Annotated in this window: 14 protein-coding genes; 3 read left to right on the top strand and 11 right to left on the bottom strand. The window is 47.0% G+C overall.

Annotation, left to right across the window (positions count from 1 at the left end; genetic code table 11):
• Positions 1–12 precede the first annotated feature (12 nt).
• From FMS18_RS16860 to FMS18_RS16850, 3 genes are all read right to left on the bottom strand, one after another.
• A complete protein-coding gene (locus tag FMS18_RS16860) occupies positions 13–1,389 on the bottom strand; it encodes a cobyrinate a,c-diamide synthase (RefSeq protein ID WP_163295848.1) in 1,377 nt (458 codons plus the stop codon).
• Positions 1,390–1,416: 27 nt separating this feature from the next.
• A complete protein-coding gene (locus tag FMS18_RS16855; RefSeq protein WP_163295847.1) occupies positions 1,417–2,160 on the bottom strand; it encodes a tetratricopeptide repeat protein in 744 nt (247 codons plus the stop codon).
• An 82-nt stretch (positions 2,161–2,242) separates the two neighbouring features.
• Entirely contained in the window at positions 2,243–2,983 is a 741-nt protein-coding gene (locus FMS18_RS16850; RefSeq protein ID WP_163295846.1) for an RNA methyltransferase, read from the bottom strand.
• 161 nt (positions 2,984–3,144) lie between these two features.
• On the opposite strand from FMS18_RS16850, the gene FMS18_RS16845 reads away from it, so the two are divergent.
• On the top strand, positions 3,145–3,315 hold the full coding sequence (locus FMS18_RS16845; protein WP_163295845.1) for a hypothetical protein: 171 nt from the start codon (positions 3,145–3,147) through the stop codon (positions 3,313–3,315).
• Between the two features lie 108 nt (positions 3,316–3,423).
• Here the strand turns inward: FMS18_RS16845 and FMS18_RS16840 are convergent, their stop codons facing one another.
• The 6 genes from FMS18_RS16840 to FMS18_RS16815 form a co-directional block, all read right to left on the bottom strand.
• Positions 3,424–3,603, bottom strand: coding sequence for a hypothetical protein (locus FMS18_RS16840; RefSeq protein WP_163295844.1), 180 nt, complete (start codon positions 3,601–3,603; stop codon positions 3,424–3,426).
• Positions 3,604–3,983: 380 nt separating this feature from the next.
• The gene (locus tag FMS18_RS16835; protein WP_163295843.1) at positions 3,984–4,385 is read right to left on the bottom strand and encodes a hypothetical protein; all 402 of its coding nucleotides are present in this window, start codon (positions 4,383–4,385) and stop codon (positions 3,984–3,986) included.
• A 225-nt stretch (positions 4,386–4,610) separates the two neighbouring features.
• A complete protein-coding gene (locus tag FMS18_RS16830) occupies positions 4,611–6,764 on the bottom strand; it encodes a methyl-accepting chemotaxis protein (protein ID WP_163295842.1) in 2,154 nt (717 codons plus the stop codon).
• A gap of 230 nt (positions 6,765–6,994) precedes the next feature.
• The gene (locus tag FMS18_RS16825; RefSeq protein WP_163295841.1) at positions 6,995–7,762 is read right to left on the bottom strand and encodes an exodeoxyribonuclease III; all 768 of its coding nucleotides are present in this window, start codon (positions 7,760–7,762) and stop codon (positions 6,995–6,997) included.
• Positions 7,763–7,771: 9 nt separating this feature from the next.
• Positions 7,772–9,241, bottom strand: coding sequence for an FkbM family methyltransferase (locus tag FMS18_RS16820; RefSeq protein ID WP_163295840.1), 1,470 nt, complete (start codon positions 9,239–9,241; stop codon positions 7,772–7,774).
• Positions 9,242–9,647: 406 nt separating this feature from the next.
• On the bottom strand, positions 9,648–10,475 hold the full coding sequence (locus FMS18_RS16815) for a hypothetical protein (protein WP_163295839.1): 828 nt from the start codon (positions 10,473–10,475) through the stop codon (positions 9,648–9,650).
• Between the two features lie 90 nt (positions 10,476–10,565).
• Here FMS18_RS16815 and FMS18_RS16810 point away from each other — a divergent pair, with 90 nt between their 5' ends.
• Both FMS18_RS16810 and FMS18_RS16805 read left to right on the top strand, forming a co-directional pair.
• Positions 10,566–11,513 (top strand): hypothetical protein, encoded by a 948-nt coding sequence (locus FMS18_RS16810; RefSeq protein WP_239061077.1) that lies wholly within the window; start codon positions 10,566–10,568, stop codon positions 11,511–11,513.
• Between the two features lie 295 nt (positions 11,514–11,808).
• Positions 11,809–12,582, top strand: coding sequence for a transporter substrate-binding domain-containing protein (locus FMS18_RS16805; protein WP_239061076.1), 774 nt, complete (start codon positions 11,809–11,811; stop codon positions 12,580–12,582).
• A gap of 99 nt (positions 12,583–12,681) precedes the next feature.
• Here the strand turns inward: FMS18_RS16805 and FMS18_RS16800 are convergent, their stop codons facing one another.
• Both FMS18_RS16800 and FMS18_RS16795 read right to left on the bottom strand, forming a co-directional pair.
• Positions 12,682–12,975, bottom strand: a complete 294-nt coding sequence (locus FMS18_RS16800; RefSeq protein WP_163295838.1) for a hypothetical protein — start codon at positions 12,973–12,975, stop codon at positions 12,682–12,684.
• A 71-nt stretch (positions 12,976–13,046) separates the two neighbouring features.
• Positions 13,047–14,213 carry an ATP-grasp domain-containing protein gene (locus FMS18_RS16795; protein WP_163295837.1) on the bottom strand — a complete coding sequence of 389 codons (1,167 nt, stop codon included), beginning with the start codon at positions 14,211–14,213 and terminating at the stop codon, positions 13,047–13,049.
• Between the last annotated feature and the right edge of the window lie 294 nt (positions 14,214–14,507).

Genomic DNA, 14,507 nt, shown 5'->3' with positions numbered 1-14,507 from the left:
AATGCAGTCTGCTTAAATTTCTTCCGCGTGTGAAGAGGCCATGCAGGCTTCTACAAAATTCTTTGCAACCTGCGGATTACTGGCAAAATGAAGATGAATATAACTGCCCAGCGTGTTTTCATTGGCAATGAATCCTTCGCTTGCGGAAATTTTTTTCTTGCAGGTCACCTGATAGGATTTTCGCAGATTTTCCGGCATATCTTCCAATGCGGAATAATGGAATTCATGACCACGGATCATAGTTCCAGCCGGACCGAGGATTGTGTCATGGGAAAGTTCAACACCGCGGTACCCAAGGGATTGGAAACGGGACTGCATGGCACTGCGGAAGGGGAATATGCCGCACATGGGGAAAACACGGTCATCTTTGCAAATGGATTCCATGAGATACATGAAACCGCCGCATTCTGCATATACCGGATGGCCTGCCGCAGAAAACTCAGCAATGGCCCGGCGCAGCTTGGTATTCTGGGCCAGATCAAAGGCGGCCAGTTCCGGGTAGCCGCCACCGAAATAAAGTCCGGAAATACCTTCAGGCAGGGCTTTGTCTTCTATGGGGGAAAAGGGGATAAGCTCCGCTCCTGCTTCGCGCAGCAGACGCAGGTTTTCTTCGTAGTAAAATGAAAAGGCATCATCCTGCGCAATCCCGATGCGGGTTCGAGGGATCATGGGTACTTCATCAAAACGCGGTTGCAGGGGAATGTCAGGCAGGGCTTCGATTATCTGGTCCAGATCAAGGTTTTCTTCAACCCAGTCCGCAAGGGCATTGTATTTGAATTCAAGGTCTTCAAGGTGTTCCGGGGTTACAAGTCCCAGATGACGGGAGGGCGTGGCTATTTCTTCCCTGCGGGGAAGACAGCCCACAAGGGGGACCTCTGTAAGTGAGATGGCTTCGGTCAGGATCTGGGCGTGATTGCTGCTTCCAACGCGGTTGAAGATAACCCCCGCCACAGGGGTTTCAGGATCAAAATTGCAGAATCCCTGCACCAGCGCAGCTGCGGAACGGGCCATGGACCCGGCATCCACAACCAGAATTACCGGCAGGTTCAGCTCTTTGGAAAGATGGGCGGTGGAACCTGTTTCATCCAGCGCGGAATAGCCGTCGTACAGGCCCATGACGCCTTCAACAATGCAGGCGTCAGCGTCCTGTGAGTAGCGGGAAAATATATCGCGCAGGGTTTTGCCCGAAAGCATCCAGCCGTCAAGGTTGTGGCAGGTCCGTCCGGCTGCACGGCTATGGTGCCCCGGATCAATGAAGTCCGGCCCGGTCTTAAAGGGCTGGACTTTGATATTGCGACGGGCGAGCGCAGCCATAAGCCCCAGTGTTACCGAGGTCTTGCCGCAACCGCTGTGGGTTCCTGCTACAATGAAGCCTTTGATGGAGTTCATTGGAACTCTATAATGTTTTTTTTCGGATCAGCCCAGCTTATTTTTGTCCAGATAAGCGACAAATTTTTTGCCTTCAGCGAAATCAGGATTAAGTTCCAGACACTTAGTCAGTTCCTCACGTACTTTTTCGTACTGCTTGTCTTCAAAGTAGGCACGGGCGAGATTGTAACGCAGGTGTTCATCTTCCGGGCTGAGGGCAATGGCTTTGGAGTAATATTCAATGGCCTGCGGGATCATTTTTGATTTACGCAGGTTGATGCCGAAATCATTGAACATATGCTTGTGTTCAGGGGCAAAGGGGGCATCCATGGAAACAAGGCGGGCGAAAACATCATTTGCCCGGTCATTTTCACCTCTCTGCATAAGGCAGAGTCCAACCCCGAAGTTGCCACGTACGTTCAGTTCATCAACCTTGATGGCGTTGGTGTATTCCATCTCGGCACTGAAGGAATTTCCCTGCTGGCGGTGACGGTCCGCACGGGCGAGGGTTTTTTGCAAATCCTTCATGTTGGGCAGAACCTGCTTGTGGTACATTTCAGGTTCCGGGGTATATGACTCAAGAAGTTCGTCGCGGGTGATTCCTTCCGGATCACCGGTGGGGACGAAATTACTGTTCAAAGGACGGACCTGAAAAAGGTCTTCGGCCATTTGTTCAACAAAATAGTAACCGATCTGAGCCACTCGGCGGGTGGTGGTTCCGGTTCCGACCTTGGCGATTCTCTGGCGCGAGAATACTCCGCTTAGGTCTTGAATGGTATTTTTTTCGGACATTTACAGGCTCCGCATATCTAAATTTGGTTTGTACTGTAGCTTTCTTTCTTTAAATTGAGAAGGGGCTGAGCTTGCTATCTGATTATTTTTTACCTGCCTGTCCGGCTATCCATTTGATCTGACGGCATATTCCCATAAGCAGATTGAATTCGTTGCGTTTGATGTCGAGTCTGGACATGAACCTGCGGACCGGCATCATCCAGTAGTCGGGGTTGTCGGCCTTCAGGAAATCAATTGCCAGCAGGGTTTCTTGCAGGTTGGAAGCCAGAATTTCCTGCTCTTCAAATGATGTAGAACGCTCTTCTGGCGGGCCTGCGGGAGTGTAGGGTTTATCCAGAGCGTTTTTAAAGCATTCATACAAAATGATGAGTACTGCTTGAGAAAGGTTCAGGGAGCTGTTGTCGTGGCTGGTGGGGATGTTGATCAGTCTTGAGCAGAGCTGGGTTTCATCGTTAGTCAGTCCTCTGTCTTCCGGGCCGAATACCACTGCTATTTTTTCACCTGCCCGAAGCTGTTCAACCATAAGCGGAGCCGCGGTGGACGGGGTCATTACACCTTTGCGCCAGCCTCCGGTGCGGGCGGTTGTTCCGTATACTCTGGTATGTCCTTTTAAGGCTTCGGAAAGGTCGTCTGCGACTACCGCTTTTTCCACAATGTCACGGGCTTTCACTGTTGCCAGCGGCAGGGCCTTGTCCATGTCCCATGATGCAGGGCGCACCAGAGTCAGGTTGTTGCAGCCCATATTGGTCATGGCTCGGGCCGATGATCCGACGTTTTCAGGGTATTTGGTACCGAAAAGTACAATGCTCAGGTTGTCCAGCATGTTAGCTCCAGAAAAATGATTTTGGTGTCCGCTGATCTGAATATCTCTTGTTCAGGGCAGACGATAGCCTTAATAGAGCCATCTTTTATTGATGTCCAGTTTCGTTTTTTGCACAAAATCATTTTTTGCAAACCGAGTGCGGGGAGTGTAAATAGAAAGCTATGAACAAGACTGAAATATCGGAAAAAATATTAGCTATTGCCGAATCGGCAGGACTTTCCTCGCAAGAGGTGCAGGAACTTTTAAGCGGCGGGGATGCCATTCCCGAAAAATTGCAGGAAGTTTTTGGACGGATTGGGGATGCGCTTTCTGAGGACTGTGCTGAAGATTAGTTCTAAAAAAATAATCCCGGCTTCGTCTACGGGGAGAGATACGAAGCCGGGAAGGTGAAGTCAGGTTAAAGCATGGGTGTTACAACCTTGGGAGAGTATGCGGGTTGTTTATTTCACCTTGGAGGAGGGGATGATCGCTCCATCAGTTCCTACTTCACCAAGTAATTCAAAATCCGGGAAAAGGCTGGGGTCAAAAGTGTATGAGTAGTAGTCTTTAAATTTTATAAGATATGTTTTCCAACCGTATTGCTGTCTCATGCGAGCTGCTTCTCTGATAACATCTGCCATTTTATACTCCGCTGATTTTTTTATTTGAGGAAATTTCAGAAAATTTCAGAACTGCCTGAACTCAGCATGGTCAATTCTGGTCAGGATTGGGCTTTGTTTTTTTCAGGATTCGGAAAGGGGGGATTGTCCGTCTCCATTGTTTTTTTTGCGCTGGAGCCGCAAAAATTTTTAAATGCACTTTTCAGAAATTTTTTCTTGTCGAGTGAAGAAATACTGGCTGTCTGGGTCATGGTATATCTCCTTTTTTTGTTTGCCTGAAATTAGTCTTAATGAACTTGAGAATCGATTTCAAGTAAAAAAGTGAGTTTTAATAAAAAAAGCTGTCGGAAACATATTTCCGGCAGCTTTTTCTTCTAAGCAGAGTGGTAGTATGTGAGTATTTATTGTTTACAAGCGAATTTGCCGTTTTTAATTTGTTTGATCATGTCGGTAAGTGGCAGATCGGACTGACAGAATCTGTCAGCAATGGACGGACATCCGCCGCACATACGGGCGCATTGGCGTTTGGCTGCTTCAACACAGGCTCCACCGCCTATGGGCAGGAATTCACAGGCATGGGCAGCAACACGAAGTTCAAGGCCTGCACCGCATTTTACTCTTTGTCCGGCCGAAAAATTTGCTCCATCGAAAATATGGCTGCTCATGGCATCGGCATAAATTTTCATGCATGCCGTTTCATTTTGTGTAGCTTTTGTGCACTCCTCCACAAAGTCTTCCATGGGCCCTGCAAAGCAAAGAGTGGGTAGAAGAACCAGTGCCAAAGTTAAAATCATTTTTTTCATCATTCCTCCAGAGTGATTTGAAAAGTGTCTTTGTCGTTGCGGTGTGAAAAACGCCTTGTTGAATAGCTGTGTTGTTATCACTTTTCGTGTTTTATTGTAAACCAAACTTTCGAATGTTTAATTGTCATAATTTCGATTTGCACGGTTGAGTGATGTATAAAATAAAAATGGCCTCTCCGTATGGAGAAGCCATTTTTGTCTTGTGTTTTTTTTGCAGTATAATTTTTATACGTCTTTCAAGTCTTCAATGAGATTCTGCAAGTCTCCTGAGAGTCTTGCAAGGTCAGATACTGCGGTCATGGATTGGTGCATTGCTTCGGCTGTTTCCATGGCAATGCGGTTAACCTCGTCGGTTCCGCGGTTGATCTGCTCACTGGCTGCGGACTGCTCTTCACTGGCAGTGGCGATGGCCCGGACCTGATCCGCTGTGGAATCAACATTTTCAACAATGGTTTCAAGACTTTCACCTGCCTGTCCTGCATACTCGGTACTCTTGGCAACCATGTTTGCAGCGTTGTTCATCTCTTCGATGTTTCGGCGGGTTTCAGACTGAATGGCGTGAACAGCCTGCTCAACTTCCTGAGTCGCCTGCATTGTTTTTTCAGCCAGCTTACGGACTTCATCTGCAACAACTGCGAATCCACGTCCGGCTTCACCTGCGCGGGCAGCTTCAATGGCTGCATTCAGGGCCAGCAGGTTGGTCTGGTCGGCAATGTCGGTGATTACAGTGATGACCTGTGAGATGCCTTCAGCCTGCGTTCCCAATTCGTTCAGTCCGCTGACCATCTTAGTGGAGGCTTTGTTGACTGAGTCAATTGAAGAGACAACGTTGGCGACAATTTTGCCGCCGTTTTCAGCATTCTGCTTGGCATCCATGGCACTTTCCGCTGCCTGTGAAGCATTCTGGGCAACTTCCAGTACGGATGCGTTCATCTGTTCCATGGCGGTCGCTGATTCAGAAGTGCGCTCGCGCTGGGTTTCAGATCCGCGTGCGGATTCTTCAATCTGGGATGAAAGCTCTTCGGAAGCGGAAGTGACCTGCTCAACAATACCTTCAAGCTGTCTTGCAGCCTGAAGCATACCTTCAGCCTTGGCCCGTTCGGCTGCTTCTTTTGCTACCCGTGCTTCCTCAAGGGCTTTGTTTGCAGCTTCGGTTTGCTGCTCAGCTTCCTTGGATTTTTCTTCAGCAGTGGAAATGAATTTGATTAGGTTCGCGACCATGGAATCCATTGCTGTGTGCAGAGTCAGCAATTCTCCGCTGAACAGTTCAGCCTTAAGCTTTACATTAAAATCGCCGCCAGCAACTTTTTCCGCAGCATCAGCCATGATGCCGATAGGTTTGGAAATACTTCTGGCAATAAGCAGAATCGCTCCGATAACCAGCAAGATAGCCAGTATCGAAATAGTGACGATCAGTTTGAAAAAACTGTTTGCTTCGGCGTAGATTTTATCGGTGGGGATAGCCAGCCCGATGGACCAGGGAGTGGTTGTTCCACTGATTACGACTGGTTCAAATACATAGTAGAATTCTTTCCCGGATTTCGGGGAAACTATGGTCTTGTGGTAAGGTTTTCCATTTTCAATGGCATTCAGGATATCCCTGCGGTCTGCCTCCGGGAAGGCGTCGGTGATGTTCTTGGTAACAATGTCTTTGTCCGGGTGGGCTACGCAATAACCTTTGTTGGAGGTAATGAAGGCATACCCGGTTTCCATGGGATGGATATCTTTAATCATTTTTTCAAATGACCCGAGGACAAAGTCAATACCCACAACCCCGATGAACTTACCGCTCTTAAGGATGGGTACACTGACTGTGGCCATAACTTCGGGAACAACTGAAGTGGTATAAGGCTCAGTCAGGACGGCTTTTTGGGTGTCTCGCGGAACCATGTACCATGCGCGGGTATTGTTAGGATCGTTTTTGTGCATTTCTGCAAGTTTCCACGTCCCGCCATCGTACCAACCGTACTGGCCGTATTCCCCTTTAGGGCCGTATTTTTCATTTCCGACAAAGTCGTAATCCCGGCCATCAAGTTCGTTGGCTTCAATTACTATCTGGGTTCCGAAGAACATGGGGTCGGCTTCGGTCAGGGTTTTAATGAAGTCATTGACCATTTCGCGGTCAACATTCGCCTTGAAATCGGAGATGCTTTGCATGGCCGCAGCCCCTGCCCACGATGCGTCAAGGGCTTTTTCAATGATTCCCTTAACTTCATTGCCGTATCGCCCGGCCATTTCTTCGGCAAGATTCTGGGCCTGCTCAATGGAGGATTCTCGTGCCTTACTGACAATTAAGCTGGTGAAGGCCACAAAGATGACAATCATCAACGCGCTGATGCTGAGCGCGATTTTAGTTCCTATCCGCATGTTTTTAAACATAGTAAACCTCCATCCTGTTTGAGACACGTATCGTTTGGTATTTGTCAATTTTTAAAGGCTGTTAGCGTGTGTGTTCACTCACAGTGTCCAACCCCAATTGTTACAACAATACAATATTTCAAGATAGGAAGCCATGTTTAATGCAAATATTGGCTTAAATAAGATTTATTCTTAATAATATATAATAGGAGAGGGTAGAACTCCCCCTCCCAAAAAAAATGCGCTTATGTTCAAGGGAAAGCCAGTTCAATGCCGACAGGGCAGTGGTCAGAACCCAGTACATCAGACTCAATCCATGCGTTTTTTACATTGTCTTTCAGCTCTTCGGATACAAAGAAATAGTCAATGCGCCAACCAGCGTTATTTTTGCGGGCATTGAAGCGGTAGCTCCACCACGAATATTTGCCGGGGCTGTCATCAAACATCCTGAAGGTGTCCACATAGCCGTGTTCGATGAATTTATCGAGCCAGGCCCGTTCAATGGGCAGGAAACCTGATCTTTCCGAGTTGGCTTTTGGGTTTTTGAGGTCGATTTCCGTATGTGCGGTATTGAAGTCCCCGCCGACCACTATGGGCTTATTTTTGCGCAGTTCTTCGGCATATTTGAGAAAGCTGTCGTAAAAACCCAGCTTATATTCGAGCCGTTCCTCGTTCATCTGACCGTTGGGATAGTATATATTAAAAAGGTAGAACTGGTCGTATTCCATGAGTACAACCCTGCCTTCGCCTTGGTACTTTTCTTCCGCAAGGCCGAAAGAGTGGGAAAGCACCGGCTGGCGGGAGAAACAGGCCGTGCCGGAGTAACCCTTTTTTACCTTGGACCAGTTCCAGAATGATTCATATCCCGCGTAGTCGCGGTGGGTATCGGGAATCTGGTCCGGGTGGGCTTTGGTTTCCTGAACCATGACCACATCCGCGTTGCTCTGATCGAACCATTCGTTGAAATTCTTTTTGATTACAGCCCGGTATCCGTTAACGTTCCATGAGTATATTTTCATATCCTGTCCTTATTTTAAACATTCAAAACAGACCTGACCGAAAGTGATGTCAGTGATCAGGACATTTTTCCAGCCCGATTTTTCAACCATAAGTTTTAATTCATTGATGTTAAAGTCATTAAAGAATCCCGCAGCCCTGCGTTTGCTGACATCCTTGCCCGGCATAAACGGATGGTAGGTGAAGATCATTTTTTCAGCATGGCTGAAAGCCCAATCAAAAAATATCTGCGGTTCGTGTATAAACTCAAGCAGGAACAGTGCGCAGATTACATCGAAATTCTGTTCCGGGAATTGCTGCTGGTTAAGGTCGGCCACAATGGTTTTGCGGTTGCGGGCCACAATATCCAGTGGAATGTAGGTGCTGCTTTCCGGAATATAATCCCGCAAAAGCATTACTCCTGCCCCGGCATCAAGCACGGAACTGTTTTCAGGAACCAGCTGCCCGGCCATACCTGCCCGTAAATCAGCTTCATTGCCCAGCATATTCCAGCTGGACCAGCGTCCGCAGTCGGTTTTCTTTTCTTTGATCAGCTGCTGAGTGAAGCCGATCATGAAATTTTCAGAAACAGGGGGACGCATGCTGGAGGACATCACTGCGTGTGCTTTCCACGGTTGTTCATACACCGGCAGCGGGGTCAGTGATTTGTCGATACTGATGACGTTGCACAGCTCATGGCTTGGGGAATAGGGAACCAGCGGTCCGCCCATATCCTCGTGGGGGAAGCGGTACGATTCGTAGCCCATGTCGCGCAGCAGTCCCATGATGGCTGTGAATTCCTTGATGCCTTTTTCCGAGTTGTGGAAGTGTCCTTTTTCCCAGATGACGGCGGCTACCCGGCCTGTTTTTAGCAGTTCCAATCCACCCATGAGGGTTGCCAGTTCATGTCCTTCGGTGTCGATTTTCAGGAAAATACGTTCCCCGGAATCCATGTAACCGGCTTGACGGGTAATGTTGTCCAATGTTTCAAGCCGGACCGGGATAGGCTCCCCCTGACTTCTGTTGCCCGGCTGGGGGACAAGACTGTGGCCCATGGATGAATTCTGGATTAGCTTACTTTGTCCGCTCTGTGATGATGCAGCGCATTGGGCAATCTTTACATTCTGCTGGCACTCGTTAAATTCGCACCACATGGCCAGTCGTTTAAGGTTGTCCGGGTGCGGTTCAATGGCCAGTACTTTGATTTGGTCCGGGAATTTTTTGGCAGCGGTCAGGGTGTAGAGTCCGAAATGGGCACCAACATCAATGAACAGGTCTCCCGGTTGCAGGTGGGCGTGCAAAAAGGCTCTTGATGCATATTCAAAGCCCCCGCAACGGGTTTCCCGGAAATTAAGGGAAGCTGTTCCGGGGTCCTTCATTTCCGCATTTGCCAGCAGCATTTCGAATTCAGGTTCGCCCTGATCATTCTTAATGAAGCTGGGCACAACCCGCCATGCATGGCTGTGTTTATTTAATTGGTCAAGTATGTTCTGTCTGCTCACGTTTTTTCCGTAGTGTTTCTTTTGCCATTAAGAATATATGAACAATTACCTGAAAGTAGAGCATAAAAAAAGCCCGCACAAAGCGGGCTTTTAAAAAATGGTAACGGGCAACCCCGTTAATCGTAATGACTAGTCCTCAGTGCTACCTGCTTTAATAAAGGCAATAGCAGCAATAGTCATCGCGAGACCGAAGAAAAACCAGAAAAAGCTCATATCCTTACTCCTCCGTTTAGTGCTTATTGAACTGGATTCCTTTTGTTAGCAAAAAAAAACAGTCTTGAACAGTAAATAAGACCGATTTAGTCCGGTTTTGACAGCTAAACAGAGGGAATACGAGAGAGGATTATACGAAATGATTTAGCGGATACCAAAATAAATTCAAGTATATTTTTAAAATTGCTATCCCTTAAACAGAAATATTCAATACGGAGCCGGGTGGAGGTGCTGCGACAGAACTGCCTGATTGCAGTTTATCCATGATTTCACCGGCAGCAAGTGGAGCGGTGAGGTCTGTGATGCCGGGATTGTTCTTCTCTGCTTCGGATAAACCTTTATCAAGTCCTTTTTTAAGGGAATCAAGGCTCTTTCCTTCATCTTCGAGAACTTCTTTAATCAGGCTTTTGATGCTTTCAGCTGTGGCTTCCCCGAATTGTTCGCTGACTTGTGCAAAAGTGTTTTGCAGGGTGGTCTGTACTCCGGAATCGGGACTAACTGCAAAAAAGTGTTCCTGCAACCCGTTCTCAAAGTATTCATTCATGGCATTGTTGAGATTGGAGTTGAAATTATCCATAACCTGATCTCCGGCGGCAAAGCCGAAGTTGCGGTCAATGAACTGGACGGATTTCAACAAGCCGTTACTCAGAGATTCCTCAGTAATCTGGTCCCCTGAATTGGCAATGACAATACCTTTGAAAGCGGTTGCGGCTTCGTGGCCGAATTTTCCTTCTATGAAGTCGGCAGCACTGGCGAGTGCTCCGGCCAGATCAGAAGGGTCCTTGGGATTTTGAAAATCTCCCTCGGCCCCTTTCTGATTTTCGCCTGTTTTGTCCGGATTAACGGCCTTTTGAGCGATCAGTTCTGCAAATTGATCAGCAGTATTTACGGGCGAGGCCGAAACATTCAGGCGCGTCGCTCTAACGCCCGAAGTCCGGCTCCCGCCCAAAAGCGGAGGACCGTTGTCCAGTAAAGTCGGAGCTCCGTAATTGCTCTTTAGTGCTGATCCGTTTATTTGCATGACCGTTTTCCTTCCATATGAATCATATCGGCTTACCTTAAGAATTGTTTAGAGGATAAAACAAAAAACTGGATTTGGACGGATGTTTTGTTGACGGGTAAATGCGCTATCCGTATCTTTGCTGCCATGAACATGGAAACCATCAAAGAATTTATTCAGTCGCGGAAGATTTTGCTGGGCGGTATTGCCGGAGGGATTCTCCTTATTGCTGCCGGGTACACTGTTTTTACTGTGCAGCAGTCTGTTGCTGAGGAAAAAGCCCGAATTGCCGAGCAGAACAGGGTTGAACAGGAACGTATCCTTACTGAAAAACAGGACGGGCAGAGGGCCAAAGTAATTGAGTCCATGAAAAGGCTTATTGAAACCGGTAATGCCGAAACTGCCCTGACCGTTGCCGAGCAGAACAAGGAACTCATGAACGATGAGTTGCGGGCCATGATTCATCTTGCCACGGAAAAGGACCTGCTTGAACGCATTGAAAGGACCTCCAAGTGGAACTATGCCGAACTTGCCAAGTATTATGGCGAATTAGCTGATCTTAATCCTGAGAACAGCAAGTACAATAAGGAATTGAAGGGATACGACAAGAAATTGCGCAAAAGGCTGGAGCGTAAATTGTATGCTCAGGCGCAAGTCCTTCCGGTCCGAGATTTCAAGGCCAATATGGATATTTATGAGGAGTTGATGCAGCTCAATCCCGGAGAGAAGCTCTATAAAAGTAAATATGAGCGTTACCGGGAAAAGTATGATGATTTCATGAAGGAATTAGAAAAATTCGGTCCCAAACCGAAACTTTCAGCGGATAGTAAATTTTATCCTGAAGTAGAAACATATCTGCGTAAGAATTCCATGTATCCGGAAACATTGCAGATGGAATCTGCTACCGATTGTTATTACACTGATGCCGGCTGGCTGGTGGGCTGCACATATACTGAAAAAAACGAGGCTGGTACTAAATTCAGTGAATTCCTCTGGTTTACCATTTCTAATTCTACAGTACAGAAAGTTGAGCCTGGCGGGGCGTACACAGTGAATTGATGTTGCTTTTTTGATCTTTAGAGTAACGAGTTGACTTTTAAAAAATTAATGTATTTATAATGCTGCTTGAGTTTCTAAAGTGCGAATGTTTGTGTTGATAAGTTCTCCGTATAACGTTAGCGAGAGCTGAGTATATAAATTGAGAGGGGACTTAAATTTGTCATATACTTGGGCTATGCGGTCAAGAAACTCAGTGCTGGTTTTAAATTTACTTTGCGCTCTTTGTTTTCTTTTTTCAGCTTCAGCTTCGCATGTTTTTGCCTCTGACCTAAGTGAGATTAAAGAAAGAGGTGCATTGCGTCATCTCGGTATCCCTTATGCAAACTTTGTAACTGCACAGCAATCCGGTCTTGATGTAGAGCTGATGCAGCGTTTTGCCCGCCATCTGGGTGTCGGTTATGAATTTGTGCCCTCCAATTGGGCAAGGGTGTTCGGGGATTTGACCGGGAGCCATGTTTACCCCGTTGGTGATGATGTAAAACTTCTTGGTCGGGCAGAGATCAGGGGGGATGTGATTGCCACCGGGCTGACCATCCTCAAATGGCGGAAAAAAATAGTTGATTATTCTACGCCGACATTCCCTACTCAGATCCTGTGTCTTGCCCGTAAAGATTTTCCCATGTCCCCCATTAAGCGTGGGGGCAATATTGATGAAGCTATCCAAAAGGTCAAAGCTGCCATAAAGGGGCATTTGGTTATGGGTAAGGAGAAAACCTGCCTCGACCCGGCTCTTTACGGTTTTAAGCACACAACCTCTGATGTCCTTAATTTTCCCGGTGAAGTGAACGATCTTGCCCCGGCACTGCTTAAGGGGCTGGCCGATGTTTCGCTTATCGATGTTCCTGATGCCCTTGTAGCTCTTGATATGTGGGGAGATTCGCTGAAGGTTATCGGGCCCGTTTCAGAAGAACAACGCATGGGGGTTGCTTTTCGCAAGGGTTCTTCCGACTTGCTGGGAGAATTCAATATATTTTTTGCCGGATTGAAGAATAGCGGTGAATATCGGGAAATGGTTTTAAAATATTATCCCGGTGTGTTTGAATATTATGGTGATTTTTTTGAAGAGTAATCCGTAGAAGATATGCTTCTTTGAGTGAACAAAAAAAACTCCGTCCGGTTGTCCGGGCGGAGTTTTTTATTGCCCTGTGGCAATATTGATCAGCGTAAATTAAGCTTCAACATCCTTGATCCAGCCTTCAAGGGCATCAATGATCTTACGGGCCTGATCAGGGCTGGAAATGTTAAACTTGGACTGCGGGCGATATTCGCCTTTCATCTTGCGGAAGCGGCGGATGGTGTACATATCTTTGCCGTATTCACCGCTTTTGCGGTCCAGCTGTTTATAGCGGAACATGATGGTGGTCCATGCGCCTTTGGTCAGCACGGCCTTGTCCAGTTCCTTAACGATTACCTGGCCGTCTTCTTCGTAATGTATAGTCAAATCTTCGATTGTTTCGCTCATGGTTTCTCCTTGAGAGGTTGATATCTAATATCCGGAATTTGCCGCAAATGGCTTTCGTTGTCAAAGGCAGGTTAAAAATTCAAGTACGGCGTAAAATCCGCATGCAGCATCTTTTTTAATTCATCCATATTGTCCGCAGCAACTTCTGCAAAGATAAAGGCGAACACCGGATGCTCTGTGTAATCAATTTTTCGTAATTCCAGCGGTTTGGAGAAGTTAGATTTGAATCTTTCGTAGTCAACGGATTTTATTTTTGAGCGGTCCACAGCGGAATCGATTTCCCCAATGACCATGGCGAAGACTTTGCCATCACAGCAGCCGGATATTTTGGACCAATCCGGCTTGAGACCTTTCATGAAATATTTATACGGGTTGATGCCGTATGCGTAATACCCCAGATCAGTTACGCACCAGCCTGCGAAACGCATTGGATTGACTTCAATGACTCCGAGATTACCGCGGCCATCGGTGCGAACTTCTATGTGGATGGGAAAGTTTTTAAGCTCTGCCCGCTTACCTATTTCCTGCAGCAGCGCGAGAAAATCATCGTGATGCTTGTTGATGATATCAGTGGAAGTTATGTAGCATCGGTCACTGACATCATCGCTGGAAGCGAACAGGTGCCCGAGAATATTGATGATGACCGGATTTCCGTCAGCATCATAATAGGCGTCTACCGCAAATTCTTCACCTTCAATACATTTTTCGATAATGAAATTATCGAGCTCCAGCACCTTGGCAGGGTACATGGTTTTGATGTGCTCAACTTCATTCTGGATAGCATCTACAGCCTCATTCCAGCCCTGAACGGATTCCACCATATGCACGCCGAGGCTGAAAAAACCTACACAGGGCTTGATCACACAGGGAATGGGCAGTTCTTCTGCTTTGACAATATCCAGCTCTTTAAATTTCACGGTGCGGTAAAAGAAATCAGGATACATGTCCTTAACTAGATCACGGAATGCCCCTTTATCTTTAAATAATCTTATTTTTTGCGGTAAGTCGCCCTTGTTCAGATTGTTGTCGATCCAATCAATGGCGTTTTCCGAGTTGGAATAGACGGGCTGGGCGGTATTTTTATCGTATGCTTCTACGAACTCGTTTTCAGAACAGAGAGAAGCACCGGAGTTTTTGAATGCTTCGCTGGCGACTTCATTTTCAAGTACTGGCTTGCCCAGTCCTGTGAGGGTGTTTTTTAACAGATCGGATACGTATGGTTTTTCCAGAATGAACATTGTGCTTTCCTTTGGGTGGGGTTCTTTTCAACGGAAGTAATAAAGATATTCTCGATCAAGCACAATAGGCACATGACTAATGCATGAAAAGATACAGAAATTAAAAAAGGAAGGATGTCAGAATGCGTGGGGATAGGAGAAAGGAGCAGGCCCGATTGCATTTGTTTCCAAGGTGCCGGAGTTTACGGTCCGTCAGGACCGCACGTGATTGAAACAATTTATGCATTGGTCCGTATGCTTTTAATTGCGGGCTTTCAAAGCAACCGGGCCTGCGCGGGGTAAATTTCTGAGGGG

It is taken from the genome of Desulfovibrio sp. JC022, from assembly GCF_010470665.1.
In the GTDB taxonomy this organism is placed as follows: Bacteria; Desulfobacterota; Desulfovibrionia; order Desulfovibrionales; family Desulfovibrionaceae; genus Maridesulfovibrio.
The sequence above is the reverse complement of the archived record's forward strand: the minus strand, read 5'-3'. Positions and strand labels throughout refer to the sequence as shown.

Coding starts and splice junctions, on each gene's coding strand:
- FMS18_RS16860 (WP_163295848.1), bottom strand. CDS start 1,389: ATGAACTCCATCAAAGGCTTCATTGTAGCAGGAACCCACAGCGGTTGC.
- FMS18_RS16855 (WP_163295847.1), bottom strand. CDS start 2,160: ATGTCCGAAAAAAATACCATTCAAGACCTAAGCGGAGTATTCTCGCGC.
- FMS18_RS16850 (WP_163295846.1), bottom strand. CDS start 2,983: ATGCTGGACAACCTGAGCATTGTACTTTTCGGTACCAAATACCCTGAA.
- FMS18_RS16845 (WP_163295845.1), top strand. CDS start 3,145: ATGAACAAGACTGAAATATCGGAAAAAATATTAGCTATTGCCGAATCG.
- FMS18_RS16840 (WP_163295844.1), bottom strand. CDS start 3,603: ATGGCAGATGTTATCAGAGAAGCAGCTCGCATGAGACAGCAATACGGT.
- FMS18_RS16835 (WP_163295843.1), bottom strand. CDS start 4,385: ATGAAAAAAATGATTTTAACTTTGGCACTGGTTCTTCTACCCACTCTT.
- FMS18_RS16830 (WP_163295842.1), bottom strand. CDS start 6,764: ATGTTTAAAAACATGCGGATAGGAACTAAAATCGCGCTCAGCATCAGC.
- FMS18_RS16825 (WP_163295841.1), bottom strand. CDS start 7,762: ATGAAAATATACTCATGGAACGTTAACGGATACCGGGCTGTAATCAAA.
- FMS18_RS16815 (WP_163295839.1), bottom strand. CDS start 10,475: ATGCAAATAAACGGATCAGCACTAAAGAGCAATTACGGAGCTCCGACT.
- FMS18_RS16800 (WP_163295838.1), bottom strand. CDS start 12,975: ATGAGCGAAACAATCGAAGATTTGACTATACATTACGAAGAAGACGGC.
- FMS18_RS16795 (WP_163295837.1), bottom strand. CDS start 14,213: ATGTTCATTCTGGAAAAACCATACGTATCCGATCTGTTAAAAAACACC.